This is a genomic window from Rhizobium phaseoli (assembly GCF_003985125.1).
GTDB classification, from domain to species: domain Bacteria; phylum Pseudomonadota; class Alphaproteobacteria; order Rhizobiales; family Rhizobiaceae; genus Rhizobium; species Rhizobium phaseoli.
Map to the genome: position 1 here is coordinate 87,388 of NZ_ML133568.1, position 26,827 is coordinate 114,214.

The 26,827-nt window shown below is 61.3% G+C and carries 27 protein-coding genes and 1 pseudogene; 13 read left to right on the forward strand and 15 right to left on the reverse strand.

Annotated features, from left to right (window positions below):
- The first annotated feature begins 65 nt into the window (after positions 1-65).
- Positions 66-2,711, forward strand: coding sequence for a DNA ligase D (gene ligD / locus EFD56_RS08320; protein WP_126905054.1), 2,646 nt, complete (start codon positions 66-68; stop codon positions 2,709-2,711).
- Between the two features lie 40 nt (positions 2,712-2,751).
- Here the strand turns inward: ligD (EFD56_RS08320) and ligD (EFD56_RS08325) are convergent, their stop codons facing one another.
- The 9 genes from ligD (EFD56_RS08325) to EFD56_RS08365 all read right to left on the reverse strand — a co-directional run bounded on the left by ligD (EFD56_RS08325) (position 2,752) and on the right by EFD56_RS08365 (position 12,025).
- A complete protein-coding gene (gene ligD / locus EFD56_RS08325; protein ID WP_085744065.1) occupies positions 2,752-3,831 on the reverse strand; it encodes a non-homologous end-joining DNA ligase in 1,080 nt (359 codons plus the stop codon).
- A gap of 3 nt (positions 3,832-3,834) precedes the next feature.
- Positions 3,835-4,653, reverse strand: coding sequence for a non-homologous end joining protein Ku (gene ku / locus EFD56_RS08330; RefSeq protein WP_004672103.1), 819 nt, complete (start codon positions 4,651-4,653; stop codon positions 3,835-3,837).
- 12 nt (positions 4,654-4,665) lie between these two features.
- Positions 4,666-5,565: a non-homologous end joining protein Ku gene (gene ku / locus EFD56_RS08335; RefSeq protein ID WP_085744064.1), complete on the reverse strand. Its 900-nt coding sequence runs from the start codon at positions 5,563-5,565 to the stop codon at positions 4,666-4,668.
- A gap of 228 nt (positions 5,566-5,793) precedes the next feature.
- The gene (locus tag EFD56_RS08340; protein ID WP_046977162.1) at positions 5,794-6,852 is read right to left on the reverse strand and encodes an ABC transporter ATP-binding protein; all 1,059 of its coding nucleotides are present in this window, start codon (positions 6,850-6,852) and stop codon (positions 5,794-5,796) included.
- A 4-nt stretch (positions 6,853-6,856) separates the two neighbouring features.
- Entirely contained in the window at positions 6,857-7,687 is an 831-nt protein-coding gene (locus tag EFD56_RS08345) for a carbohydrate ABC transporter permease (protein WP_012490572.1), read from the reverse strand.
- Between the two features lie 4 nt (positions 7,688-7,691).
- The gene (locus EFD56_RS08350) at positions 7,692-8,627 is read right to left on the reverse strand and encodes a carbohydrate ABC transporter permease (protein ID WP_085744063.1); all 936 of its coding nucleotides are present in this window, start codon (positions 8,625-8,627) and stop codon (positions 7,692-7,694) included.
- 216 nt (positions 8,628-8,843) lie between these two features.
- Positions 8,844-10,103 (reverse strand): ABC transporter substrate-binding protein, encoded by a 1,260-nt coding sequence (locus EFD56_RS08355; protein WP_085744061.1) that lies wholly within the window; start codon positions 10,101-10,103, stop codon positions 8,844-8,846.
- Positions 10,104-10,133: 30 nt separating this feature from the next.
- Positions 10,134-11,306 (reverse strand): PLP-dependent transferase, encoded by a 1,173-nt coding sequence (locus EFD56_RS08360; protein ID WP_085744060.1) that lies wholly within the window; start codon positions 11,304-11,306, stop codon positions 10,134-10,136.
- Complete coding sequence (locus EFD56_RS08365; RefSeq protein ID WP_020923112.1) at positions 11,303-12,025, reverse strand: FadR/GntR family transcriptional regulator; 723 nt, start codon at positions 12,023-12,025, stop codon at positions 11,303-11,305. The genes EFD56_RS08360 and EFD56_RS08365 overlap by 4 nt, the downstream gene beginning before the upstream one ends.
- 542 nt (positions 12,026-12,567) lie before the next feature.
- On the opposite strand from EFD56_RS08365, the gene EFD56_RS08370 reads away from it, so the two are divergent.
- Together EFD56_RS08370 and EFD56_RS08375 are read left to right on the forward strand one after the other, a co-directional pair.
- The gene (locus EFD56_RS08370) at positions 12,568-14,508 is read left to right on the forward strand and encodes a multicopper oxidase domain-containing protein (protein ID WP_085744059.1); all 1,941 of its coding nucleotides are present in this window, start codon (positions 12,568-12,570) and stop codon (positions 14,506-14,508) included.
- Positions 14,509-14,672: 164 nt separating this feature from the next.
- A complete protein-coding gene (locus EFD56_RS08375) occupies positions 14,673-15,248 on the forward strand; it encodes a hypothetical protein (RefSeq protein ID WP_085744058.1) in 576 nt (191 codons plus the stop codon).
- A 75-nt stretch (positions 15,249-15,323) separates the two neighbouring features.
- Here the strand turns inward: EFD56_RS08375 and EFD56_RS08380 are convergent, their stop codons facing one another.
- The gene (locus tag EFD56_RS08380; protein WP_085744057.1) at positions 15,324-15,878 is read right to left on the reverse strand and encodes a cytochrome c; all 555 of its coding nucleotides are present in this window, start codon (positions 15,876-15,878) and stop codon (positions 15,324-15,326) included.
- A gap of 191 nt (positions 15,879-16,069) precedes the next feature.
- Here EFD56_RS08380 and EFD56_RS08385 point away from each other — a divergent pair, with 191 nt between their 5' ends.
- The 8 genes and pseudogenes from EFD56_RS08385 to EFD56_RS08420 all read left to right on the forward strand — a co-directional run bounded on the left by EFD56_RS08385 (position 16,070) and on the right by EFD56_RS08420 (position 21,587).
- Positions 16,070-16,573 (forward strand): cytochrome b, encoded by a 504-nt coding sequence (locus tag EFD56_RS08385; protein WP_085744056.1) that lies wholly within the window; start codon positions 16,070-16,072, stop codon positions 16,571-16,573.
- A 124-nt stretch (positions 16,574-16,697) separates the two neighbouring features.
- Positions 16,698-17,096, forward strand: coding sequence for a hypothetical protein (locus EFD56_RS08390; RefSeq protein WP_085744055.1), 399 nt, complete (start codon positions 16,698-16,700; stop codon positions 17,094-17,096).
- A 93-nt stretch (positions 17,097-17,189) separates the two neighbouring features.
- Positions 17,190-17,417 (forward strand): hypothetical protein, encoded by a 228-nt coding sequence (locus EFD56_RS08395; protein ID WP_010006508.1) that lies wholly within the window; start codon positions 17,190-17,192, stop codon positions 17,415-17,417.
- A complete protein-coding gene (locus tag EFD56_RS08400) occupies positions 17,414-18,880 on the forward strand; it encodes a TolC family protein (RefSeq protein WP_085744054.1) in 1,467 nt (488 codons plus the stop codon). The genes EFD56_RS08395 and EFD56_RS08400 overlap by 4 nt, the downstream gene beginning before the upstream one ends.
- A gap of 14 nt (positions 18,881-18,894) precedes the next feature.
- Positions 18,895-20,241, forward strand: a complete 1,347-nt coding sequence (locus EFD56_RS08405; protein ID WP_085744053.1) for a multicopper oxidase family protein — start codon at positions 18,895-18,897, stop codon at positions 20,239-20,241.
- Positions 20,242-20,275: 34 nt separating this feature from the next.
- Positions 20,276-20,755, forward strand: a complete 480-nt coding sequence (locus EFD56_RS08410; RefSeq protein WP_085744052.1) for a cupredoxin domain-containing protein — start codon at positions 20,276-20,278, stop codon at positions 20,753-20,755.
- A 24-nt stretch (positions 20,756-20,779) separates the two neighbouring features.
- Positions 20,780-21,067 carry a copper-binding protein gene (locus EFD56_RS08415; RefSeq protein ID WP_012490559.1) on the forward strand — a complete coding sequence of 96 codons (288 nt, stop codon included), beginning with the start codon at positions 20,780-20,782 and terminating at the stop codon, positions 21,065-21,067.
- Positions 21,068-21,128: 61 nt separating this feature from the next.
- Positions 21,129-21,587, forward strand: a pseudogene (locus tag EFD56_RS08420) (DUF411 domain-containing protein).
- Between the two features lie 27 nt (positions 21,588-21,614).
- Here the strand turns inward: EFD56_RS08420 and EFD56_RS08425 are convergent.
- The 5 genes from EFD56_RS08425 to EFD56_RS08445 all read right to left on the reverse strand — a co-directional run bounded on the left by EFD56_RS08425 (position 21,615) and on the right by EFD56_RS08445 (position 25,569).
- Positions 21,615-21,983: a hypothetical protein gene (locus tag EFD56_RS08425; protein WP_010005324.1), complete on the reverse strand. Its 369-nt coding sequence runs from the start codon at positions 21,981-21,983 to the stop codon at positions 21,615-21,617.
- A 94-nt stretch (positions 21,984-22,077) separates the two neighbouring features.
- Positions 22,078-22,506, reverse strand: a complete 429-nt coding sequence (locus tag EFD56_RS08430) for an EF-hand domain-containing protein (protein WP_010005326.1) — start codon at positions 22,504-22,506, stop codon at positions 22,078-22,080.
- 153 nt (positions 22,507-22,659) lie between these two features.
- The gene (locus EFD56_RS08435) at positions 22,660-22,965 is read right to left on the reverse strand and encodes a hypothetical protein (protein WP_010005328.1); all 306 of its coding nucleotides are present in this window, start codon (positions 22,963-22,965) and stop codon (positions 22,660-22,662) included.
- Positions 22,966-23,195: 230 nt separating this feature from the next.
- The gene (locus tag EFD56_RS08440; protein ID WP_085744051.1) at positions 23,196-24,011 is read right to left on the reverse strand and encodes an endonuclease/exonuclease/phosphatase family protein; all 816 of its coding nucleotides are present in this window, start codon (positions 24,009-24,011) and stop codon (positions 23,196-23,198) included.
- A 94-nt stretch (positions 24,012-24,105) separates the two neighbouring features.
- Positions 24,106-25,569, reverse strand: a complete 1,464-nt coding sequence (locus EFD56_RS08445) for a phospholipase D-like domain-containing protein (RefSeq protein ID WP_010008718.1) — start codon at positions 25,567-25,569, stop codon at positions 24,106-24,108.
- Between the two features lie 156 nt (positions 25,570-25,725).
- Here EFD56_RS08445 and EFD56_RS08450 point away from each other — a divergent pair, with 156 nt between their 5' ends.
- Complete coding sequence (locus tag EFD56_RS08450) at positions 25,726-26,367, forward strand: UdgX family uracil-DNA binding protein (RefSeq protein ID WP_085744212.1); 642 nt, start codon at positions 25,726-25,728, stop codon at positions 26,365-26,367.
- 143 nt (positions 26,368-26,510) lie between these two features.
- On the forward strand, positions 26,511-26,786 hold the full coding sequence (locus EFD56_RS08455) for a DUF2934 domain-containing protein (protein WP_010001657.1): 276 nt from the start codon (positions 26,511-26,513) through the stop codon (positions 26,784-26,786).
- Positions 26,787-26,827 lie beyond the last annotated feature (41 nt).

The window sequence follows — 26,827 nt, forward strand, 5'->3', positions numbered from 1 at the left end:
ATCGCTCGGCGTTGGAACAACGATGACCGCTATTTCGTTTGAGCACCGAATGTCCGGGAACAGCCATGGCCAGCGACAAGCTATCGAGCTATCGATCGAAACGCGATTTTCAGAAGACCGCTGAGCCCAGCGGTGAGCGGCGCATCAAAAAGAGCAACCGCCGCCGCTTCGTCATTCAGAAGCACGATGCAACACGGCTGCACTACGACCTGCGGCTCGAGCTCGACGGCGTGTTCAAGAGCTGGGCAGTCACCAAGGGCCCATCGCTCGATCCGCACGATAAGCGCCTGGCGGTCGAGGTCGAGGACCATCCACTCGATTATGGCGATTTCGAAGGCACGATTCCGAAAGGCCAGTATGGCGGCGGCACGGTCATGCTGTGGGATCGCGGTTATTGGGAGCCGGAGGGACGGGCGAGCCCCGAGCAAGCCCTTCTCAAGGGCGATTTCAAGTTCACGCTTCACGGCGAGCGCTTGCACGGAAGCTTCGTGCTGGTGCGCATGCGTAGCGATCGCGAGCGCAGCAAGCGTACCAACTGGCTGTTGATCAAGCACCATGACGAGTTCTCGGTGGAGGAGAACGGTGCCGCTATCCTGGAGGGCAACGCCACCTCGGTCGCTTCGGGCCGCAGCATGGAAATGATCGCAGCCGGCAAGGGGCGCAAGCCGAAACCTTTCATGGTCGAAGGCGGCAAGGTCGAGGCCAACGCCGTCTGGGACAGCAATCACGGACTGGCCGCCGACGAGCGGCGGGAGGCGAAAGGCGGAAGGCGCAGCAGCACGGCGACGGCGGTTGATCTGCCGAGTTTCATCGCGCCGCAGCTTTGCGAGAAACGGGAGCGGCCGCCTGGCGGGGACGGTTGGCTTCATGAGATCAAATTCGATGGATATCGCATCCAGATGCGGGTGCTCGGCGGCGAAGCGACGTTGAAAACCAGGAAAGGTCTCGACTGGACGGCCAAGTACCCCGAAATCGCCCAGGCGGCGTCAGCGCTTCCGGATTGTATCCTCGATGGCGAGATCTGCGCGCTCGACGAGCATGGTGCGCCGGACTTCGCCGCTCTGCAGGCCGCACTGTCCGAGGGCAAGACCGGCAATCTCGTCTACTTCGCCTTCGATCTGCTCTACGACGGCGGCGAGGATTATCGTCTGAAGCCCCTCATCGAGCGAAAGGCGCGGCTGCAGGAGCTCCTCACGGAGGCCGACGAAGATCCTCGCATCCGCTTCGTCGAACATTTCACCGGCGATGGCGACGCCGTTCTCCGGTCGGCATGCAAGCTCTCGCTGGAAGGCATCGTGTCAAAACAGGCAGATGCCGCTTATCAGTCCGGTCGAACGGAAAGCTGGGCGAAGTCCAAATGCCGTGCCGGACACGAGGTGGTCATCGGCGCCTATGCCAAGACCAACGGCAAGTTTCGTTCCCTTCTGGTCGGTGTTTTCAGCGACGATAACTTTGTTTATGTCGGCCGTGTCGGGACCGGCTACGGCGCCAAGAAGGTCGAAACGCTGCTTCCGAAACTGAAGGCGCTGGAGACGGCGAAGTCGCCGTTCACTGGAACCGGCGCTCCGAAGAAGCAGGCTGACGTCGTCTGGGTGAAGCCCGAGCTTGTCGCAGAGATCGAATTCGAGGGCTGGACTGCGGACGGTCTTGTCCGGCAGGCAGCCTTCAAAGGACTGCGCCAGGATAAACCGGCTAAGGAGGTCGAGGCGGAACGATCGCCAACATCCGCTAAAGCCGAGGTTGCGGAGCCGGCTCCGAGGGCCGAACCGAGGTCAACGCGCCGCAGGGGTCAGAAGGCCGATGTCATGGGCGTGCTCATTTCCAACCCGGACAAACCATTGTGGCCGGATGCCAATGATGGCGTGCCGGTGACAAAGGAAGAACTGGCCCGCTATTACGAAGCGGTGGGCGACTGGATGATCGACCACCTGAAGGGCAGGCCCTGCTCCATCATCCGTGCTCCGGATGGAATGGGTGGCGAGCAGTTTTTCCAGCGCCATGCGATGCCCGGGCAATCTAACCTGCTCGAATTGGTCAAGGTGTTCGGCGACAAGAAGCCATATCTGCAGATCGATCGCATCGAAGGGCTGGCCGCGGTCGCCCAGATCGCGGCGGTCGAGCTTCATCCCTGGAACTGCGAACCCGGTCAACCGGAAGTCCCTGGTCGTCTGGTATTCGATCTCGATCCCGGGCCCGATGTTGCCTTTTCCACGGTTGTTGCGGCTGCCCGGGAAATGCGCGACCGGCTGCAGGACCTCGGATTGATCAGCTTCTGCAAGACGACCGGCGGCAAGGGCCTGCATGTGGTGACGCCACTTGCAGTCAATAAGCGCAAGCCGTTGTCCTGGCCTGAAGCAAAGGCTTTCGCGCGCGACCTCTGCCAGCAGATGGCCCGGAGCAACCCCGACCTTTATCTTATCAAAATGACGAAGAGCCTGCGGAACGGTCGCATTTTCCTTGATTACCTGCGCAACGACCGCATGGCGACGGCGGTGGCTGCACTCTCCCCTCGAGCCCGTCCAGGCGCCACGGTGTCAATGCCTCTGACGTGGACACAGGTGAAATCAGACCTTGACCCCAAAAGGTTTACGGTTCGAACCGTGCCTGCTTTGTTGTCGAAGTCGGCCGCCTGGAAGGATTATTGTGAGGGGCAGCGTCCGCTGGAGCAGGCCATCAAGAGGCTCAGCCGCACCGGCAAACATGCCGCCTGACACCGCCACGCGGTAGGCCGCAGTTGGTGTTTGCTCGGTCTTAATCGCCCGCGGAACGTCCCGTGGTCGCCGTGGCATCAGCCATATCGAAGACAGCAGCATTATCCTGGATTTCACGAAGGCCTTTATATGAAGCGTGGCGGAGGCTGCCCTCGCGCGTCCAGCCGCGAAACTCGATTTCGGCGATGAGGGTCGGCTGGGAAAAAACAAGGCGCTTTCCTTTCAGCGGCACCACAGGTTTTTTCGTTTGGAGACGGTTCAACGTCTTGCGCAAATACTCCGCCTCCTCCCGATTGAACCCCGTGCCCACCGATCCGACATAGATCCAGTCTTGCCCCTTGCGACCCGCAAGCAAGAGACTGCCGAGCCCGCCGCGGGTGCTGGCGGATTCCTCGTAACCGACGATCATGAAACTGTCGCTCTGAACGCACTTGATTTTCTGCCAGTCCCCGAGACGACCACTCCGATAAGGGCGGTCCCCGCGCTTCGCAATGATGCCTTCAAGGCCCAGATGGCAGGCGTGCTCGAGCAGATCCTCGCCACTCAAATCCAGTTCTCGCGAGAACCGAATGGCGCCCTCGTCGGTCCCGGGAATCAGATCCTGCAAAAGGTGACGGCGGACCGAGAGTTCGGTTCCGGTCAGGTCGTGACCATCGAGGTACAACAGATCGAAGGCGCAGAAGATGGATTCGGTTGAGATCCGCTTGCCGCCCCTGCCGCCGAGCGAGCGTTGCAACGCTCCAAAGTCGGAGCGACCCTCTTCATCGAGAACGACGGCTTCTCCGTCGAGAATGCAGCTCGATACACCGAGCTCTCTTGCCCCTGCGGCGATCGTTGGGAATCGGTGGGTCCAGTCATGGCCGCCGCGGGTGAGGATGCGAATGCCCTTTGGCTCGATGTGGATCGCCAATCGGTAGCCGTCCCACTTCACCTCATAAATCCAATCCGGCCCTTGCGGCACCGTTTGCTTCAGCAGCGCCAGGCAGGGCTCCACTCTGGACGGCATTGCATCGAACGGCAGGCTTGGCTGGGCGGGATCCCGCCGGCGGACAGGTCGAGATTGTATCGAAGAGCTGGACTCGCGAAGAAGCGGGGCGGAGGGCTGCCGTGGTCTGGTCATTGCTTAAGGCCTGCCGGATCGGTTCTCGGCATCGACGGATTTGCGCAGGGCTTCCATGATATTGATGACGTTGCTAGGGGCCGGCTCCGCCTTCTCCTTGCCCTTCGTTTTTGCCCTGGCAGGTTTCTTCATCAGTTTCTTCTTGGCCTCGATGATGTCGAGCAGCCGATCCTGCACGGGGTCGGAGGCCATCTTGGGGTTCCAATGCTGCGTCTGCTTCTTGATGAGTTGCTGAACCAGCGGCATCATTTGGCTGTCCGCCGGTTGATCGTCGACCCGTTCGAAATAGCTCTCCGCGTCGCGCACTTCGTCACCGTATCGCAGGGTCCAAAGGACGATGCCCTTGCCGCGTGGCTCCAGCATGACGGCGCGCTCGCGGCGTGCAATCACCAGCCGCGAGATGCCGACCATGTCTTCTGCCGCCATCGCATCGCGGATCACCGAGAATGCCTCCTGGCCGACCGGATCGTCGGGTGAAAGATAGTAGGGCGTGTCGAGCCAGATCCATTCGACGCTGTTGCGGGGCGTAAACACTCCGATATCGATCGTCTTCGTGCTTTCAAGCGCAACGTTCTCCAACTCCTCGTCTTCGAGCAAGACGTATTCGTTCTCACCGCGCTGATAGGCTTTCACCTCATCTTCATCTTTCACGTCCTTGCCGGTGACCGCATCGACATAGTGGCTGATGACGCGGTTTTGAGTCGCGCGATTGAGCGTGTGAAAGCGCACCTTCTCGTTTTCTGAGGTGGCCGGCATCATCTGCACCGGGCAGGTGACGAGCGATAGCTTCAGATAGCCTTTCCAGTATGGCCGGATCGCCATGGCAACCTCCGATCACCCGGTGCGGCGCTGATGGGCGCCGCCGGGGCTGCGGGATTTCGGCGTCGATGCGCGTGCGGCCTTCTGCCTGCTCTTGCCGGCATTGGCATTTGCGGCGGTGCGCTTCGTCTTTGCTGGAGCCGTCATGCCGGCGCTTTCACGCAGCGCCTGCAACAGGTCGTTCGGCTTCACAGCGGGTGGGGCTTTTTTCTTTGGCAGGGCGCGGCCTTCGATCTTGGCCTTCACCAGTTCGGCGACGGCCGCTTCGTAACGATCGTTGAATTCCTTCGGATCGAACTCGCCCTTCTTGGTGTTGATGATATGCTTGGCAAGCTCCAGCATCTCGCCTTCAATCTTGAGATCCGGCATCTCCTCGAAAGCCTTCTCGGAGGAGCGGACTTCATAGTCGAAGTTCAAAGTGGAGCCCACCAGCCCTTTGCCGAGGGGGCGGATGAGGAGCGTCCGCAGGCGCCGGAACAGCACCGTCCGGGCGATGGCCGCGACCTTGGCCTTCTTCATGCCATCCCTCAGCAGCTTGAATGCGTCGCTGCCCATCGTGTCGGGGGCCAGATAATAAGGCTTGTCGAAATAAACGTCGTCGACCTCGTCATAAGGAACAAATGCCTCCACCTTCAGCGTTTTGTCGCTTTCGGGAACGGCGGCGGCGACCTCCTCCGGCTCGAGGACAACATAGCGACCATCTTCGATCTCGAAACCCTTGACCTGGTCCTCGCGTTCGACCGGATCGCCAGTCTCGCCGTCCACGAATTCCCGGCGCACCCGATTGCCGGTCTTCCTGTTCAGCGTGTGAAACGCAATCCGCTCGGATGTGGAGGCGGCGGTGTAGAGCGCCACAGGGAAAGCGACCTCTCCGAACTTGATAAAGCCTTTCCAATTCGCTCTCGGGGCAACCATTTCGTACGCGCTCCTGCCGCAACCAGTGCGAGTCAACCGAATCACTTTACGATTGGTTCCGAATCAAAACGAATCAAATTTCAATAGCTTAACCAAAATGATTCACGCGTTTTCCGAGTCTCGATCATCCCCTTGAATCTGATCGATCTTTTCCACGCCCGGTGCTTTCTGCGATGGGAACAACCAGCAGATAGGAGCGCCTGAGGAGTGGTTTTGATCCTCGCCGGCTCAATCGACGCGTTGTCCTTCGCCATCGAACACATGCAGATATTGCGGCGGGAAGGCGACGTTGACCTTCGGCCCCGCCCTCAGCGCATCGCGGTCGAGCGTGAAGATCTTGAACGGCAGGCCGTGAAGCGCGAGGTGCAGGATGATGCCGAAGCCGGTGGGCTCGACGAGCTCCACATCGGTTGCAAGCCCGGTTCCATCATTCGTCATCAGCACATGCTCGGGCCGGATGCCGAGCGTCACCTTCGCGCCGTCTTCAAGCGGCAGCGGCTTTGCCAGCGGCACGATCGTTCCGTCTTTCAGCCGCACGCCACCCGCATCATAATTCGCCTCGAGGAAATTCATCCCCGGCGAACCGATGAAGCCGGCGACGAACAGGTTGGCCGGCCGGTCGTAGAGTTCCAGCGGACTGCCGACCTGCTGGACAACGCCGCCATGCATGGCGACGATCCGATCGGCCAGCGTCATCGCCTCGATCTGATCGTGGGTGACGTAGATCGAGGTCGCCTTCAGCTCGCCGTGCAGTTTCTTGATTTCGGCGCGCATCTGTTCGCGCAGGCGCGCATCGAGATTGGACAGCGGCTCGTCGAACAGGAAAGCCTTTGGCTGGCGCACGATGGCGCGGCCCATGGCAACGCGCTGGCGCTGGCCGCCGGAAAGCGCCTTCGGCCGCCGTTCAAGCAGCGGGTCGAGGCCGAGCTTGGCGGCGGCGGCCGCCACCGCGCTCGTAATCTTCTCCTTGGCCGTCTTTCGCAGTCTGAGGCTGTAGCTCATATTGCCGGCAACATTCATGTGCGGATAGAGCGCATAGGACTGGAACACCATGGCAATGTCACGGTCCTTCGGATGCCGCTCGTTCACCCTGGCGCCGGCAATCCGGATTTCGCCCGATGTGACATCCTCCAGCCCGGCGATCATGCGCAGCAGCGTGGACTTGCCGCAGCCGGAAGGGCCGACGAGCACGACGAATTCGCCGTCCCGGATTTCAAGATCGACGCCGTGCAGCACCTGCACGTGACCATAGGCTTTGCGGATGTTCTGGATGTCGATCGATGCCATTTGTTTAACCCTTAACCGCGCCAGCCGTCAGGCCCTGGACGAGATAACGCTGGATGAGCAGGAAGAAGAGGCCGGCCGGGATGAGCGCCAGGACGCCCGCCGCCATCATCTGCCCGAAATCCACCGAGAATTTCGAAACGAAGGTGAGCAGCCCGACCGGGAAGGTCGCCGCGTCATTGCCGTTGATCAGCATCAGCGCAAAGAGCAGCTCGCTCCAGGCCGCGGTGAAGACGAAGCCGAGTGTCGCGGCGATGCCGGGCAGCGTCAGCGGCAGGATGATTTGCCGGAAGGCGGTGAACTGCGTGGCCCCGTCGATCATCGCCGCCTCTTCGAGATCTTTGGGGATGCCGTCGAAAAAGGACTGCATCAGGAAGGTGGCGAAGGGCACGTTGAAGGCGGTGTAGACGATGACGAGGCCGGTCAGGCTGTTGGTCAGATGCAAGGGCGACAGGATCTTGAAGATCGGCGCGACCAGCATGACGAGCGGGAACATCTGGGTCAGCAGCATCAAGGCGACAATCCAGTATTTTGCCCGGAAATTGAAACGCGACAATGCGTAGCCTGAGAGCGAGGCGCAGATCGTCACGGTCACGGCCGTCGAGACCGAGACGATCAGACTGTTCTTGAAGAAGGTCGGAAAGGCGCTGTGCTGCAGCACGAAGGCATAGTGATCCCAGCTCGTGCGCGACGGCCACATACGCACGCCTTCGCTATAAAGCAGGTCGTTCGGCGTCACCGAGACCTTGAGCAGCCAGAACAGCGGGAAGAGCGCGAAGGCGATGTAGCAGAGGATTGCCAGGCGGTGCGCGATCGTGGGAACGACGGATCGTCTCATGGTCTCAATCCTTGTTCAGCAGCGTCTGCCGCAGCAGGATGATCAGCATCGAATAGGCGAGCAGCAGGGCAAGCAGCACCAGCGCGATCGCCGAGGCATAACCGAAATCGAGCCGTTTGAACGCCGTCGTGAAAATATAGCTCGCGACGATCTGCGTGCGGTCGGCCGGCCCGCCATTGGTCATGACGACGATCAGATCGGCGAAATTGGAAATCCAGACGGTGCGCAAGAGCACGGTGATGGCGATCGTCGGCGCGAGAAACGGCAGGGTGATGGAGCGGAAGCGCTGAAACCAGCCGGCACCGTCGATAGACGCGGCCTCGTAGAGATCGCGCGGGATCGCCTGCAGGGCGGCCAGCAGCGTAATGGCGAAGAAGGGAATGCCCCACCAGACATTGGCGACGATCGGCCCCCACATCGCATAATTGGGATCGGAAAGGATATTGCCCGGCGCCTGCATCAGCCCGAGGGCGAAAAGCCAGTGCGGAATCGGCCCGATAACCGGATTGAACAGCCAGGCCCAGTTGAGGCCGGCAAGAAAGGACGGCACCGCCCAGGGCAGGAAGACCAGCGCCTGCGCGATCGCCCGGCCCGGGAACGGCTTGTCGAGCAGCAGCGCCAGGATCAGCCCGAAGACGAACTGCAGGACGACGGAGGCGCCGGTCCACCAGAGCGTGTTCCTCAGCGCCCCATAGAAGGCCGCGTCGGCCGCAAGCTCACGGAAATGATCGAGCCCGATGAAGCCGCCGGAAAACGGATTGAGCAGCTGGATGTCGCGGAACGCATAGGACACGCCCAATGTCAGCGGCACCAGCATCACGGCAATGATCAGGATCAGCGACGGCGCGCTGTAGAGATAGGGCTCCGAAGCATCGGCAAGGCGACGCAGCCATGGCCTGCGGTCGCGACGCATGTCGAGCGTGTCGGCGGAAATGGTCATCTGTGCGTAATTTCCATTGTCTACCCGGTTGCGGATTCTCGCGCGGGTAATGCTTCTGAAAACTGGGCGGCCGCGGCCCCCTCATCCGACCCTTCGGGCCACCTTCTCCCCGGTGGGGAGAAGGGGATGGAGAGGTTGCGGGCATATTCCCTTCTCCCCACCGGGGAGAAGGTGCCGGCAGGCGGATGAGGGGGCCGCAGTCGCCCCCCTTCACCCCTACTTCTTGCTCAAGAACTTCTGCTGCGCCTTGGTCAGATAGTCCGCCCACTGGTCGGCCAGATCCTTTGCCGAGATATCGCCGAGCAAGGCCTGCTGCGAGGTCTTGATCGCCAGCGAATCCTTGAAGAAGGCGAATTCCTCGAGGTAGGTCGGCATGACCGTCGGTACCGTGTTCGGGTCCGCCAGTTCCTCGAACCAGCCCTTGAACTGGTCACCGGCATAGAAGGGATCCTTCTCGGCCGCGGTATAGGCCGGCAGGGCGCCGATGCGCTTGTTCCACTCGATATTGCCTTCCGGCCCTTCGAGGGTGGCGATCAGCTTCCACGAGAGATCCTTGTTGGCGCTGGTGGAAAACATCGACCAGCCGCCGTAACCGATGGTCGGGAAGGACTTGCCATCAGGCCCCTTCGGCAGCGGCATGACGCCGAAATCTTCCTTCTTCATGCGTTCGGCAATGGCGATCAGCGCATCCGGGTCCTGATCGAGGAAGGCGCAGGTGCCGGAATAGAAGCCGGCGACGACTTCGTTGAAGCCCCAGTTGACGCTGTCCTTCGGCGCATAACCCTTCTTGTAGAGATCGACCATCCACTCGATGCCCTCGGCCCAGCCGGGGCTGTTCATCGTCGAGGTGCCGTCCTCGTTGAAGTATTTGTTCGAGCCGGCCATCGAGGCGGCAAAGATCATCCAGCCGTTGAGGCCACCCGGTCCGCCGCGCATGCAGTAACCGTATTTGCCCGGCAGCTTGGAGACCTTTTCCGACGCGGCGGTGAATTCATCCAGCGTCTTCGGCGGCGCGGCGACGCCGGCTTCCGAAAGCAGCTTCTTGTTGTAGAACATCGCCCTCAAATAGAAGCCATAGGGCAGCATATAGGCGGTGTTCTTGACATCGCGGCCGAGTTCGAGGGCACGCGGCGTCAGCTCCTTGGTGTGCTCCCACTTTGCGAGATAGGGCTCGAGGCTTTCGAGCATGCCGTTATTGGCGTAAAGCGACAGCCAGGTATCTGGCATTTCCATCACGTCAGGCACGTCGCCGGCCGACACCATGGTGGCGAACTTCTGGAAGGCTTCGTTCCAGGGCAGCGAGATGATGTCGACCTTGGTGCCGGGATTGGCGGCCTCGAACTTGCCGACGATCGATTTCAGCGTTTCGGTGCGCTCCGGGCTGGTGATGACTTCGACGAGCTTGAGCGTCGTATCGGCAAAGGCCGTACCCGCCATCATCGTAGCAAAGAGCGTCGAGATTATTAGTTTTTTCATGCTCAGTCCCCCTTTTAGGTTCTCTCGGTTTCAGGGTTGCGAGGCGGCGGCGAGCGCCTCCTCAATGTCTCTCCACAGGGCCTCGGTTCCTTCGAGACCGACGTGGAGACGTACGGATCGCGCATGGATGCCAAAGGTTTGCGCGGAATTCGGCTGTGCCTTCTGCTGCAGCACCACCTCGCCCGGTACGATCAGGCTTTCGTGCCCACCCCAGCTCACACCCAGTTTGAAGAGCTTGAGGTGATCGGCGAAGGCGCGGATATCGACACCTTCGCGGAAGATGAAGGAAAACAGGCCCGACGTGCCGTTGAGCCCGGCCGGCAGCCGGTTGGCGAGGCCCGGATGACAGACCGTCTCCACCACCTCCAGCCGCTGCAGGCGCCGGGCGATCTCGAGGGCCGAGGCCTCATGGGCCTTCATGCGCAGCGGCAGGGTGCGCAGACCGCGGATCAGCAGCCAGGCGTCGAAGGGCGAAAGCTTGCCGCCGAGATAGGGATAGGCCTCGGCCTTGATCCGGGCGACCACCTCCTTCGAGCCGGCGACGACGCCCGCCACCACATCGCTGTGGCCGCCGAGATATTTCGAAGCCGAATGGATGACGAGATCGACGCCGAGTGTCAGCGGCCGCTGGAAGAACGGGCTTGCCCAGCTGTTGTCGATCATCGAGACGACGCCGTGGCGCTTGGCCAGGGCGGCGACCGCGCCGACGTCATGCGCCTCCATCACCCAGCTCGTCGGGCTTTCCAAGTACAAGAGCTTGGCGCCGGGCAACGCTCTGGCAACGGCCTCCTCGTCACGCCCGTCGACATAGGTCACCTCGATCTTCATCCGTTTCAGGATGGTGCCGAACAGGCGGAAGGCATCGGGATAGACGTGCTTGACCGCGACGATGCGGTCGCCCGGCTCGACGAAGCTCAAAACACTCGATGAGATCGCCGCCATGCCGCTGGCAAAACCCAGCGCATCCTCGGCGCCTTCGAGCTTGGCCAGCATTTCCTCGAAGGCCCGCACCGTCGGGTTCAGCCCGCGCGTATAGGTCGGCCGCACCTTCTCGCCGCGATAGACAGTGATCATCTCGTCATAATCGGAGAAGGTGAAAAGCGAGGTCTGGAAGATCGGCGGCACGACGGCGTCGGCGAAATTGCCGTCGTCATGGGCGGTGATGATGGAAGCAAGATCGAACGGGTCTGCGCCGCTGCTCATTTGGACATTTCCTTGATGTCTTCCTCGACGATATCGAGAATTTTCAACGTTTCGGCGCGCGCCGCCTCGGCATCTCCGGCGGCGATCGCGTTGAAAAGGGTGCGGTGAAAGGGAAAGGACCGGCGGGCAAAATCCTGCCGATCGAAGGGATGCTCCCAGAAGCGCTCGAAAGTCTCGCGCATCTGTTCGAGCAGCTGGCGAAACAGCGGATTATGGGTGGCGTCGTAGACGGCGAGATGGAAGGCCAGATCCTCCGGCCCCGATGTGCCCTTTTCTAGATGCACCCGCTCCATCTCGTTCAACTTCTCCTCGATGACGACGAGGTCCTTGGCGGTACGCCGCCGCGCCGCGACCATGCCCGCCTCGCATTCGATGCCACGGCGCACTTCGAGCGTCTGCAGCAGCGCGTCGCGCAGATGCGCCGCGTCGAACGACAGCGGCATATGGATCGTTGCCCTCGAAACCGGTTTCAGCAGATAGGTGCCGCTGCCCTTGCGCGTCTCGATGACGCCGAGCGCCTGAAAATGGCGGATCGCTTCGCGAATGGTCGAACGCCCGACCGCAAGGGCGGCCATCAGCTCCCGCTCCGCCGGCAATCGATCTCCGGCCTGCAGGCGCGCGTCTTCGACATAATCCGCCAACGCATCGGTCACCTGACGCGCGCGGTCGATAACAGGAAGCGGCCGGATCACCGGCCTGTCGCTGCTGTTTGCCTTCATGGTTCCCCATTTTCTTATCAGGCAGTCAGGCTAAAATTGGTCTGACATCTTAGCATTTCGCAAATGGAAGAAGACGTCAAGTCGGCGACTCCGATTTCTGGTACCGCCTCTCTCCCAGCAGCCTTTTTGCGCCTCCAAAGCGCCGCAACGCATCAGAACGAATGACTGCAGTCAATCGGTTATAAATCTAAGCCATTGAATTTAAAACTAAATAACTCATTGTAATTAGTGGCGAGTTCCCGCGTCGACGCAACGATATTCACGCCCCAAAACCTGACGGACAGAACCACCGATCCGTTGGTAGTGAGCCGGGTCCCGTTGAGCCAGTAAGGCTGGCGGGATAGTGGCAAACGCCGTCTGCTGCCTGGAAATATCGAGCTCAGCAGAGACCACGCGCGACCATCCGCGTTTCGAGGTCGGGATAAATGATGAGCTTCACCTGTTCGGTTGACCCGAAGGTCCTAATTTCAACCCAGGCTCTCTTAACCTCGCAGTTCTGTAACATTCGACCTCTGCGAAGATAACCATCAGGAGAATCGCCGTTGTTCATCCAGCCGATCGATTATCTACTTGCCGCCTGGTTTCTCCTCGCTGCGCTGAGCACCGCCTATGTCGCGTGGGACCAGTTCCGTTTAAATCCTGAGCCGCCCGTGATGAAGTGGGGCTTCATCCTCGTCACACTCTACCTCGGTCCGGTCGGCCTTCTGCTCTACGTGCTCGCAGACAAGGAACCGCGTCCGCACACTCACGAAGAGTTCGTCAGGCCGCTCTGGAAGCAAGGGATCGGAAGCACCATCCATTGCGTCGCCGGCGATGCGACAGGGATCATCATTGCCGCGGTTATCACGGCTGTCATCGGCCTGCCGATGTGGCTGGACATCATCGTCGAGTACATTGCCGGATTCACAGTCGGTCTGTTCGTGTTCCAGGCGCTCTTCATGAAGAACATGATGGGAGGAAGCTACTGGCAGAACGTCCGCAATTCGTTCATGCCCGAATTCATCAGCATGAATGCCATGATGGCCGGAATGGCACCGGTCATGGCGATTCTGATGATGGGCCGCGACATGCGGGCCATGTGGCCTGGAGAGATGCTCTTCTGGGGCGTCATGGTTTTAGGGATCGGAATCGGGTTCGCGACTGCCTATCCCTTCAACGTCTGGCTGGTTTTCAAGGAGCTCAAGCATGGATTGATGACGGTGCGCCGCGGCGAGCGAAGGAGAAATGCAGAGGGCCAGCAGTCCTCGAAAAGTTCCGCCAGCATGAACAACGGACGGCTCGATGCTGACCACTCTCAGCATGGATCCCGCGGCTCACCTGACTCTCATGAGAGCCACCAGGACGGAACCAAGTTGCCCCCGGCTCTCGCCCCCACCCGGACCCAGCTCGCGACCATGGCGGGCTTCACCCTGATCATGCTGCTTGGCGGCTACATGTATCCATTCACAGCGGTCAACATGCGCCTCAGTGCCCATGAGGTTGGAAGATCGATCATGGCGCCGGGGATGATCATGACAACCGATACGCCCGCCGACGCAATGAAGGACATGGCGGCAGTAGATCCACGCGAGGTCAGCTTCGAGGCGCCTGCCGACGCCCGTGGGGCTTCGGTCCTCAAGCCCCGGATGGAGGACGGCGTAAAAGTATTCGACCTCACCGCCTCCGTCATCCGCTGGACGATCCTTCCGGGAGTGACGGTCGATGCCTACGCCTACAACAACCAGGTGCCGGGTCCGACGCTCCGCGTCACGGAAGGCGACCATGTCCGGATCAACGTCCGGAACCAGTTGCCCGAAAGCACCACAGTGCATTGGCATGGTCTGATCCTGCCCAACGAGATGGACGGGCCGGCGACAATTACGCAGAAGCCGATAGAACCCGGCCAGACCTATTCCTACGAATACACAGTCGGCCAGCGCGGCACGTATTTCTATCACACACATGACCATGTTGATCGTCAGCAGGCCCTCGGTCTTTACGGAGCCCTCATCATCGATCCCAGGAACCGGGCCGACGTCATCGCGGCGGACGCGGAATACATGGTGCAGCTTCAGGAATGGACGAGGAGGGATTGGCTCACATTCCCGTCCATGCCGATGGAGGGAGCGCTTCCCAACTACTTCACGATCAACGGCAAATCATATCCTGCCACCGAAACGGTACGCATGACTGTCGGCCAGACTTTGAAAGTTCGGTTCATCGGATCGAACACAAGCGCCATCCACCCGATGCACATTCACGGCGGTCCTTTCGAAGTTGCCGCCGTAGATGGGGAAACGCTGGCACCGTCCGCAAGGTACATGGCCGATACGGTCAACATCGCTCCGGGCCAACGATATGACGTTCTTTGGAACGCGCGACGGCCGGGAAAATGGCTGCTCCACTGTCATATCTCGCATCACACCACGAACAACAACGTCGAGACGGATGGCGGCGGCGGCCTGATGGTTGTCATCGATGTCGCGACCGCGCGGACCAGGTGACCGGCTCGTGACCATCGCACGCCTGCCGCCCTCCGCCGAGACAGTCGAGGAACTGATCAGCACGATCGTCGGATGAAGCGAGGCCCTTCTGACATGCAAGTCTCCCTTGTACCTTTAAGCGCACCATGAGAAGCTCCGGCGCGAGATCACCTCCGGACAGAAACATGCGCGACCACCTGAAAAGCAAGGACTTTCACCGGCATATGCGGTCGCTGTTAGCTTCGCGGTTTGAGGAGCTCGGCTGGCAATCGCAAGCAGCTGGCAAGTGCAGCTTTATCCGAGGCAGACGGGTTTTCTGGCTACAGGTATCGCAATATTCGAACAGCCTTACCGGCGGCAAATTTACGCTCAACCTTTCGGAAGGTGTGGGCGCCGCTGAGGACATCAGAATATTGCGCCATCTGGACGAGGCCGACCGAGCCATTGGCAAGGCCTTGGAAGAGCACATCGTCGCCCGCCTTCCCCGGCCCGATCCGGATCCGGACGTCGAGGTCGTCGGAGACGACGGCGGACCTGTCCTGGTGAAACTCGGTGATCTGACGAAGGCAAATCCAAGACAGTGGGATGGTCCCTCCGACGTCTGGCTGCCCTACTTCAGCAAAAGCGATCTCGACGACTGGGCCGCTTTCCTTCTGCCTCGGCTTGAGCGACTGACTCGGCCGTCCACGCCTGAAATCATCGATCCGATGGCGTGGACCAAGCGGTTAAATCGCCTCACGGCTTTGTTTCGCAGGAGATGAGCCGGACATTCGACCCGTCTCCTGGACCGCTGGCAAATGCGTGCAGCGCCGCCGCCTGCGCGCAGACGCCTCGCGTCAGCGCTCCATCCTGAACCGCGCATGGCAGGTCGTGCAGGTCTGCAACATCAGGTGGAAAAGGTGTTCGGCGGGAAGCGACGACAGGCTCGACGCGTTGGCAACATGGGTTCCGAGCGGTCCGCCGCCCATCGGCTCTCCCGGCTGCATCCGCATGCGCTCGGTCATCGCCCCGGGATTGGCTTTCGCCGCCGCGTCCAGCGCGCGCGCATAGGTCCGAAGATCCTCGGCAAGACGCTCGAAGCGATCACGCTCGCCGGCGATGTCAGGCTTCGCTTCCGACCTCGCATCCTCGATGCCATCCGCAAAATGTCCTGCAAGAACCTCGCCCGACCTCTCGGCGATCGCGTCGGCGGCGGCTGCGAACGGCATGGACGAATAGGTGTCGGGGTTCCGGAACATCTCAGCCATGGTCTTCGCCGCTGCGGCCATGGCTTTCATGTCGGCCTGTCGGTCGCTGATGATATCCGCGCTCGCCGGTGCAACCAGTGCGGACACGGCGAGGACGGCGCCGAAAATGGTGGGCACTCCTGAAATCATCGAGAAACCTCGCATTCGATTGACCGGCCGGACGCGCCAATTCTGAAGAGGCGAACTGAACGACCCTCCGACCCTGTCGCAGCGAAGTCGAGCGAAAAGAGGGCGTAACCGCTCTGCCACGCGGCGGGCGTCGATGGTACAGCGCTGGCAGCGCACGAAGCATTAACTGCGGCAGGATAGGTTGTGGAGCAGGTCCGGAGGGGATGATGAAAGGCAGCTATTCGACGGCGCAGATAGGCCTGCATTGGCTGATCGCTCTGCTTCTCCCGGTCCAGTACCTCACCGGCGGCAGCATCGAACGCACTCACCATGCCGCCCATATGGGCGTAACACCCTCGTCCTTCGATCTCTTCCAGCACAACGTCCACAATTATTCCGGCATGCTGATCGGAGTCCTGATGAGCGTCCGGTTGCTTCTGCGCATCATGAGGCCGCCGGCGCCGCAATCGCCGGCTTCGTGGCGGCAGAAGGCCGCGACTGCCCTTCACCACGCCCTGTACGCGGCAATCCTGGTGCAGGCCGGCTTGGGTTTCGTCACCAGCTATCTCTGGTTCGGAACCGCGGCCTACCATGTCGCCTTGGCGAAAATCATCCTGCTGATCGTCACCCTCCATTTCGGCGCCGCGGCGTGGCACACGCTTGTCCTCAAGGACGAAACGCTTGATCGGATGATCTTTCCGCGCCGCGACCCATCCTCCGAAAAGCTGTAAACTCAAAGCTATAGAGTGTCAGCCTGCGCGCGCACGATGCGCCGGCGCCACAGAAATGGCGCGAATCGCTGCCAGTCCTTCCGCGCAATTGATAATGGACGGCGTTCGATGTAATCGACGCAGTATGGGCACCATGTACCGAATCGCACTGAGCAGACTGCTCCTCCTCGTGCGGCTGGCGATCATCGTATCGCTGGCAGGGTACAGCATTTCCAATCTCGACGCCGCCATGCACGGTCCGACCCTGCAAGTCGAAAAGACCGTATCGAGTGCTGCGGCCCACGGCAGCCACGATATGGCCGGCGTCTCAAGTCACAAGCACGCACATGGCGATGCGGCCGACAATGACGGTCCTTCCAAGATCGCCAAACAGGAATGCTGCAAAGATTTTTGCGGCGGTTTCGTGCTTCTGTGCGCGGGCCAGAGCTTAGGCGGGCCGGTCGTCGCCTCGATCCGGCAGTTTATCGACGATCAGCACGTGCCGGGGGAATTGCCGCCCCTGGATCGCCCCCCGAATATCTGATGAGGGATATACCGGCTTGACCGGATCCAGTCGGTCGCCTGCCTGCATCAGGGCAAGCGCGCCGTAGGCTATCTCTTTTTCGGAAATTTTATAATGAAACCCTCGCTTTTCGTGGTGGGGCTGCCGCTTGTTGTCGGCGGCTGCGCATCCACGCTTCCTCCCGACGTGGTGGCGTCTTCCGCCGCGATCGAAGAGCCGTCCCCGCGCCCGGTCGTCTATCGATCACCGGTTTCGGGTTATGTCACCCGACAGCCGGTCGATCCCAAACCCTGGCGCAGACAGAACGATCTGCAGTCTCCGCAGAAAGGAGACGCTTCATGATCGGCCTCGGAAAATTCGTCACGGTACTGGCCTTCCCGCTGATGCTGAGCGGCTGCGTCACCGGCGCCGAATATGCAAGCAAGCAGGCCGGTTTTGCTTCGGTTGCCGACAAGACCGCGATCGTCACCACCAAGCAGACGGTCTGGATACAGAACCAGAACCAGGCCCGCTCGGCGGCCGCGCAGGTAAAAAGCCTGCTTGCGCAAAAGAAGACCATCGATGTCGAGACTGCCGTCCAGATCGCCCTGCTCAACAACAAGGGCCTGCAGGCCGCCTACGCCGATCTCGGTGACAGCGCGGCCGATGCCTGGCAGTCGACGATGTTCATCAACCCGACCGTTGCCATCGGCACGACGGGCATAGGGACGCCGGAACTTGGGGCGTTCAAGACCATCGAGGCGATGATCACGACGAACATCCTGGCGCTCGCGACCAGAAACCGGGACATAGCGATCGCCGACACCCGTTTCCGCCAGGCGCAACTGACCGCAGCCGTCAGGACGCTCCAGCTCGCCGCCAACGCCCGCCGTGCCTGGATCGGGACGGTGGCAGCCTGGGAGACCGTCGGTCAGCTCCAGCGCGCCCAGGCGGCGGCGGACGCCGCTTCCGAACTGGCGGAGAAGCTCGGCGAGACAGGCGCGATGACCAAGGGCGCCCAGGCCCGCGAACATGTGTTCGTCGCCGAACTTGCCGGAGAGACGGCAAAAGCCCGCCTGGCGGCACGCCTCGCCAAGGAGGAACTGACGCGGCTCATGGGCCTGTGGGGCAGCGATCTGGACTATCAGGTCCCGAACAGCCTTGCGCCGCTGCCCAAGGCCATTGCCGGACGAGACGCCATCGAAGCCGAAGCAATCCGAAACCGGATAGACCTCCAGATCGCAAAGCTCGAACTCGAAGCCACAGCCAGATCCTACGGCCTCACCGAGGCGACACGCTATGTCACCGACCTCGAGATCCTGACCGGCTTCGAAACGGAGCGGGAAATCGAGGATGACAAGAAGAAGACGGAGACGACCGCCCAGGTCGAGCTCGAGTTCGCCATCCCGATCTTCGACAGCGGAAAGGCCCGGATGCGCAAGGCCGAGCTGGCATACATGCGGGCGGCGAACCAGCTCGCGGAGAAGGCCGTCAACGTTCGCTCGGAAGCGCGCTCCGCTTTTGAGGCGTACCGCTCGAACTACGACATTGCGCGGCACTACCGCAACAATGTCGTGCCGCTGCGCAGCAAGGTCGAGGAGGAATCCCTGCTCACCTACAACGGCATGATTACCAACACCTTCGAGCTGCTGACCGACACGCGCGACAAGATCAACTCCATCCTGCTCTCCGTCAATGCGAAGCGCGACTTCTGGCTCGCCGAAGCCAATCTTGCGCCCGCAATCTATGGCGGCGGGGCGTCGAACGCGCCGGCACAAACCGAAGTCGCCGCTGCTTCCGAAAGCAGCGGCGGCGGCGGCCATTGAGAAAGGACCCCACCATGTTCAACAGACGACAACTGTTCGGAGCAAGCGCCGCCCTGCTGGCGGCTGGCGCCTGGACAAAGACCTCGGCCATGGGTCTTCCCGACGCTCCGATAATGGAGACGGCCGACATGCAACCGCCGCTTCACCCGACTTCAGGCCCCGACTACCAGCCGGTCGTCACCCTCAACGGCTGGACCCTGCCCCACCGGATGAACAACGGCGTCAAGGAGTTCCATCTCGTCGCCGAACCGGTGGAGCGTGAGATGGCCGACGGCATGACCGCCTACCTGTGGGGCTACAACGGCCAGTCGCCCGGACCGACGCTCGAGGCCGTCGAGGGCGACCGGGTGCGCATCTTCGTCACCAACAAGCTGCCGGAACACACGACCATCCACTGGCATGGCATGATCCTGCCATCCGGCATGGACGGCGTCGGCGGACTGACGCAGCCGCATATCCCCGTCGGCAAGACCTACGTCTACGAGTTCGACCTCGTGAAATCAGGCACCTTCATGTACCACCCGCATTCCGACGAGATGGTGCAGATGGCCATGGGCATGATGGGCTTCTTCGTCGTGCATCCGAAAGATCCGACGTTCATGCGCGTCGACCGCGACTTCGTCTTCCTGCTCAACGCCTACGACATCGATCCCGGTTCCTATGTGCCGCGCATCATGGAGATGACCGACTTCAACATGTGGTGCTGGAACAGCCGCGTGTTTCCGGGCATCAGCCCGCTGGTGGTCTCGAAGAACGACAGGGTGCGGGTTCGCGTCGGCAATCTGACGATGACCAACCACCCCGTCCACATGCATGGCTACGACTTCGAGGTGACATGCACGGATGGCGGCTGGGTGCGGCCGGAAGCGCGCTGGCCCGAGGTGAGCATCGACATCCCGGTCGGCGCGATGCGGGCCTACGAGTTCGACGCCAAGCATCTCGGAGACTGGGCCATCCACTGCCACAAGTCGCATCACACGATGAACGCGATGGGGCACGATATCCCGACCTTCATCGGTGCCGACAAGTCGAAGGTCACCGAAAAGATCAGGAAGCTGCAGCCGGAATACATGCCCATGGGCACCAAGGGAATGGCCGATATGGGCGAGATGGAAATGCCCATTCCCGAAAACACTGTCCCCATGATGACCGGTTGGGGGCCGCACGGCCCCATCGAAATGGGCGGCATGTTCTCGGTGGTGAAAGTCCGCGAGGGCATCTCGGCGGACGATTACGCCGATCCGGGCTGGTACGAAAACCCGCCCGGAACACAGGCCTGGGAATGGACCGGCGAACTGCCGGACGCGACCAAGGCCAAAGACGCAAAAACGCAAATCACACCGAAGCCGACAAAGGGCTGAGGTTCAATCCCCCACGTCCAGAAAGGATATATGCATGAAGAATTATCTACTCGCATTGGCGTTCGTCGCCTTGGCAGGCCCGGCTTTCGCCTCCGGCAATCACGCCGGCGGCCACGGTGAGAAGATGGCTGTCGGCGAGCCCGGCGACAAGGCCAAGGCGACGCAGACGATCCGCGTCACGATGAAGGAAACCGATGACGGCAAAATGCTCTTCACCCCGGCCGTCCTCTCCGTGCGTAAGGGTCAAACGGTCAAGATCGCGATCAAGAATGCCGGCACCGTCGACCACGAGTTCGTGCTCGATCAGGAAGACAAGATCCTCGAGCACAAGAAGGTCATGGAAAAGTTCCCCGAAATGGAACATGCCGACGCCAATTCCATCCGCCTCCCGGCCGGTCAATCCGGCGAGATCGTCTGGAAATTCACGTCCGACGGAGCCTTCAAGTTCGCCTGCCTGATCCCCGGCCACTACGAAGCCGGCATGCACGGCGACGTCACCGTCGCTGGCAAGTGAACCGCAACAGAAGGAGATATGAAGATGAAATCCACCATGATCAAAATCGGCATCGCCGCTCTGCTCTCGGCCTCAGCAACCTTCGGTGCGTTGGCCGAGGAATTCACCAAGGGTGTCGTCAACAAGGTCGATGCCAAGGCGAAGAAGGTTACCATCAAGCATGAAGACCTGAAGAACCTTGACATGCCTGCGATGACGATGGTCTTCCGGGTAGAAGACCCGGCTTTGCTCGAAAAGCTGAAGGAAGGTTCGAGCGTTGAGTTCGTCGCCGAACGCGTGAATGGTAAGCTGACCGTCACGGAAGTAAAATAAAGTGCAGCTGCCGCCCGGGTACCAACGCGGTGCCCGGGCGGCACCGTTAAGGAGTAGATACATGCGCAGGAGAAGCTTCATTGCAGTGGTAGCGTCCGCCCTGGCGTTTCCTGGCCGAGGGGCCCTCGCCGTTATGACGAGGATGACAGTCTACAGGGATCCCGCTTGCGGCTGCTGCCATGAATGGTCGAAGGCGATGGCCGCTGCGGGATTTTCCGTCGATGCCCGGGACACCGACGACCTCGCCGCGATCAAGGCGCGCTTCGGCGTGCCCGCCGATTTGGAGGGCTGCCACACCGCCGTCATCGAAGAATACTACCTCGAGGGACACGTGCCGCTCGCATCCGTCTAGCAACTGCTGCAGGAGCGGCCGCCGCTCCGCGGGCTGGCTGTGCCGGGCATGCCGTCCGGTTCGTTGGGAATGGGTGAAGACTGGCGGGCGCCCTATGATGTCTATGCGATCCCCTCAGGGGACGAAGCACCCTACGTGTTCGCGGAGGTCCGTCCCGGGAAAGGCTGATGCGGCATTCGTCAACCGGTCGGCCAGTCAGGAAACCGGCGCTTTGCAGAGCGCGGCCCAGAGATCGTGCTTCCAGTCCGCGCCCGGCAGCGCCGACAGGTCGATCGGGTAGTCGGCGGAATTGATCCTGACCATGGCGGGGGAAACGCAACGCACGCTTGCCTGGTGTCTCCCGGCGTCCCGATAGAGCACACTCCCGCCATTATCGAGTTCCGATAGCGCAATGACGACGTCGAAATCAAAAGCCGGGTCGCGAGCGGGACCGCCGGTCGCCAGACTGAGGCTGATCGACCGGTTGCTGCCGACCGAAGACGTATGGAAGACCGAAAGCTCGGAGGCAGACGAGATCGAGGCGGACTGCACGAACAGGATCAGAGTCAGAAGGACGCGACGCACTTAACCCTCCCGCGGTGAATGCCTAGCATCCTATCATATCCTCTGAGGCTCCGCGACCATCCCCGGAGCCCCGCCCCCCGATACGTCTGGTTGGCTAGGGCCGCCAGAACGCCTGCATTTCCTCAGTCGTGACCTTTCCATCCTTGTTGGCATCCACGCTGTCGAAAATCCGCTTGTGAACCGCCGTCACCTCCTCGAAAGACAAGGCACCGTCCCCATCGGTATCTGCCACGGCGAACATGATCTTCATCATAGACCCACGCATGCCCATCATCGGCATGCCACCCATCATGCCGGATCGCATCATCATGCCCTGCCCCATCATTCCGCCGGGCATCATGTCGGAGCCGGGCATTGCTCCCTGGCTTCCGGTCATTCCTTTCATGTCGGAAGGCGAGGCAGCCTGTGGCGAGCTTTCGGGATGATGCGGATCCGCTCCACTGGCCTGAGCAAAGCTCGGACCTGCCCCGCCCACGATAATGGCTCCGGCCAGCAGGACAGCGTTGATAATTGTCATTCTCATATACCTTCTCCTTTGGCTGTTCGCAGTCCAACGCTGCGGCCTGACGGCAGCGGGACGACTTCGAATTTAAATGCTTCGGGTCCGCGCCGCCGGACCGGGCTGATCGACAGTGACCATCGCCTGGGCGACGGAAGCCGAAGGCGGCGTGGCCCATCAGCCGAAACGGCGGCTGACGACGTTGAAAATGGTTCCGAGCAATGCGCCCGCATAGCCCCCGAAGATGAGGCTTTGAGCCGTGCCGAGCACCACGCTCCAAAGGTCGAAGCCGGTAAGCCCGAGGTAGAACTGCAGCCACGGCCTATGGAGCCCCCATTCGGGGGCGACGAAGCCGAGAGCCATGCAAAGCAGGAACGATACAGCTGTAAAAATCGCTACCGTCGCGCCGAGAACCGGAACGGAAACTTGCGCCGGCGTCGCGGTCGACGCAGCGGAACGGGTCTGGAAGATTGTGTTCGCCATCGTGGTTCTCCTTCGGAGTTGTTGGTGCCGCAAGACCACAAATCGACCGTATGCTTATCCTTTCGCGATGACCTTGATCCAGGTCAAGAACCGCGCATGTCTCGTCGAGGCAGCACACCAGGTTTCCCGAACTCGCCGCGAAATTGCTCGACGTGAACCATGGCGAGTTTTGCCGCTGGACCGAGTCACCAATTCTCAGGGAGGCACTTGCGCGATTTGCGAAAGCTGGCCTATCGGCCCACCGGTTTCAGGTCGACCAGCGCCTTGATCGGCAAATGATCCGAGGCAATACGCGCCAGCGGCGTATCATGCGCTTCCACTTCGGTGATGATCCCCTTGCGGTTGGCGATGATGCGGTCGAGCGCCAGAAGCGGCAGGCCGGCGGGGAAACTCGGGACGGCGGGCGGCAGCTCTCCGAAGGCGGATTGGAAAGTATTGAGCGACGAGCGGTCGCCGAGGCGCCACTCGTTGAGGTCGCCGAGCAGGATTGTCGGCATCTCGTGGCGGTCCTTTATCAGTTCCACCAAAGTGCGAGCCTGCTGGGCTCTATTGTGCCGCAACAGGCCGAAATGCGCGGCGATGATGCGCAGCACGCCGCCCTCTTCAAGTTCGATCTCGGCGACGAGGGCGCCGCGCGGCTCCAGCCCCGGCAGCCTGATCTGATGCACGTCATGCACCAGGCCCTTCTTGAACAGCACGACATTGCCGTGCCAGCCATGCGCCTTGGTCATGCCGGCGACCGGCACCGGGATCAGTCCCGTCTCCCGCTCCAGCCGGCCGAGGTCGAGAATGCCGGTGCGCTCGCCGAAGCGCGTATCGGCCTCCTGCAGTGCGATCACGTCGGCGCCGATTTCATGGATCACCCGGCTGGTGCGCTCCGGGTCGAAGCGCCGGTCGGTGCCGACGCATTTGTGCACATTGTAGGAAGCGATCAGCGTTCCGATGCTGCGCGGCCTTGCCTCCAACTGGGCCGCGTCGAGCCGCTTCTTCCGGCTCCTGATCGAGGCGAGAATGCTGGCGGGAAGGCTGTCTTTTTTGGCGTGCATCGGAACAGCGCACTGGTTCGGTTGATCAAAAGGGCTTTACCCGGCAGTATAGGCGGGCAAGCCGAACTTGCCATGTCCGGGGATAAAAAATCGTTCAAAGATAGGGCGACCCCAACCAGAGCACCTTCTCGAGCAGCCGCACCGGAAAGGGCCGCGCGCGCAAGCCCTCCAGCGTCACCAGCGTTGCCGATTTCAGGGTTTCGTCGAGATGCTCGTCGATCTCGGCGGCAAAGCCCTCGTTCAGCACTTCGAGATCAACCTCGAAATTCAGCCTGAGCGAGCGCGGATCGAGATTGGAAGAGCCGACATAGGCCCAGGTGCCGTCGATCGTCAGCAGCTTCGAGTGGCTGAAGCTGCCGGTCGATCGCCAGATGCGGCAATAATTCTTGAGGATCTGATCGAATTGCGCCGTCATCGCCCGGTCGACCAGCATGAGGTTGTTGACGTCAGGTACGATGATATCGACTTCGACGCCGCGGCGCGCCGCCGTCACCAGGGCGCTGATCAGTTCGCGGTCCGGCAGGAAATAGGGCGACATGATGCGGATCGATTGACGCGCGACGGAAAAGGCGCCCATCAGCATCTTGTGGTTGGTTTCGACGCTGCGATCCGGCCCGGAAGCGACGACGCGCATCAGGATGGGATCGCCGGGGTTGCGCTGCGGCGGTTCGATGCGCCAGGCTTCGCCGTTCAACAGCTCCCCAGTGGTGAAGCGCCAGTCTTCGGCGGCAAGGTCGAAGAGGTCGGCGACGACAGGGCCGGTGACGCTGAAATGCGTATCATGGGCGAAGCTCTCGCCCGTCTCCTGCTCGCTGAAGCCCGCCCGGATATTCATGCCGCCCGTCAGCGCAATACGGCCGTCAACGATCAGTATCTTCCTGTGGGTGCGCAGATTGGCATAGGGCAGCCGCAAGCCCATGATGACGTTGCCGTTGAAGACGGCAACGGTGACGCCGCCCTCCTTGAGATGGCCGAGAATGCTCGGCACCGAATAACGCGCCCCGACGGCATCGATCAGCACTCGCACCGCAACGCCGCGCTTGACCGCCGAAATCAGCGCGTCGGCGATGCGAAGACCGATGGCGTCGCGATCGAAAATATAGGTTTCGAGCAAGATGCTGCGGTTCGCCTCGTCGATGGCGGTCTTCATCGCCGCATAGGCCTCGTCGCCAGTCTCGAGCATGTCGATCGCATTGCCCGAGGTCAGCGGGTTGCGGGTCACCCGGTCGCCCAGCGTCTGCAGCGCCGCAAAGCGGCGGCCGAACTGGCTGATGACCGTCTCGGCCTCGGCGTCGAAGGTCTCCAGCTCGTCGGTGCCGGGCGCAAGCAGCAGCGCGTCGCGGCGAATGCTCAGCGATTTGCGGCGGATGCGGTTGATGCCGGCAATCGCATAGAGCACCGCGCCGACGATCGGCGACAGAATGATGACGCCGACCCAGCCGATCGCGGCGCGTACCTCCTCCTTGGTCATGGCGGCATGGATCGCCGCCGCGGCTCCCATGGCGATCGAAACGACAAAGAGGATATGCGGCCAGTAGGTCGACAGGAGATAAAACATCGCTGGCCAATATAACCGCGAAATGGTGACGTTCAATTGTGCCCGCTCGCTCCCATGACGGGAATTTTTTCACCGCAACTGTCAGCGTCGCCGGCTCGACCGCGGGAACAATCCCGGTGGTGAGTGATTGATCCAGAAGAGATGAGGATCGCGATCATGAACGTCGCCGCAAACGTCGGCCCCGCCTTGACCCTCGACGTCGCGGATGCCGAAAGCATTGCCGACCTCCGACGTCAGGCCGAAGGCTGCACCCGCTGCGATCTCTACAGAAATGCCACGCAGATCGTCTTCGGCGAAGGCCCTGACAAGGCCGAGGTCGCCCTTGTCGGCGAGCAGCCGGGCGACCGCGAGGATATCACCGGCAGGCCTTTTGTCGGTCCGGCCGGCCATCTGCTTGACCAATGTCTCGAAGAAGCCGGTCTCGACCGCCAGCGCTGCTATGTCACCAATGCCGTCAAGCACTTCAAGTTCACGCCGCGCGGCAAGCGGCGGCTGCATGCAAAACCCAATGCCGGCGAAATTCGGCGTTGCGCCTGGTGGCTCGGGGCGGAACTCAACATCCTGCAGCCGAAACTCGTCGTGGCGCTGGGCGCAACTGCGCTTTACGCGCTGCTCGGACCGAAAGTGAAACTGACGCCGGAACGCGGCCATATCCTGCAGCCGACAAACCGTCCGCCCGTTCTGGTCACCATTCATCCCTCCTATCTGCTGCGCATCCGCGACGAGGCCGAGCGGCACCGGCAGCGCCGCCAGTTCGTCTCAGATCTGCACAAGGCGGCGGAATTTCAACTGAGATGAACGTGGATTCTCAACCCTGATATGCTGCGATGCGAAATATTTAGGGTTGCAGCTCGATTTCGCTTGAAACGGCGGCGCTCCTCTGGAACCATCCCGGCAGTATCGCGTTCGAACGACGGCATTCATGTGACTGGAGATCAGCGATGGCAGAAACTCGGGAAGAGTGGATCAAGAAACGTGCATACGCCCTCTGGGAAGAAGAGGGCTATCCGACAGGGCGAGATTCCATTCATTGGGAACAGGCACGGCACGAGCGCGAAACGCTCGACGGCTCTGCTGCCTCTTCCAACGGCAAGGAAGCCAAGCCCAAGGCCAAGCGCACTGTGACGGCCACGAAGCGTGCTGCAACCGGCGCCAAGACGAACGGCGTCGACACACCAGCGTCCAAACGGACTGCGAGCCGCAAAACGGCGTCCTGAACACTGGCATACCGAACATTGCAATCGAAAGGGCGTCGTCG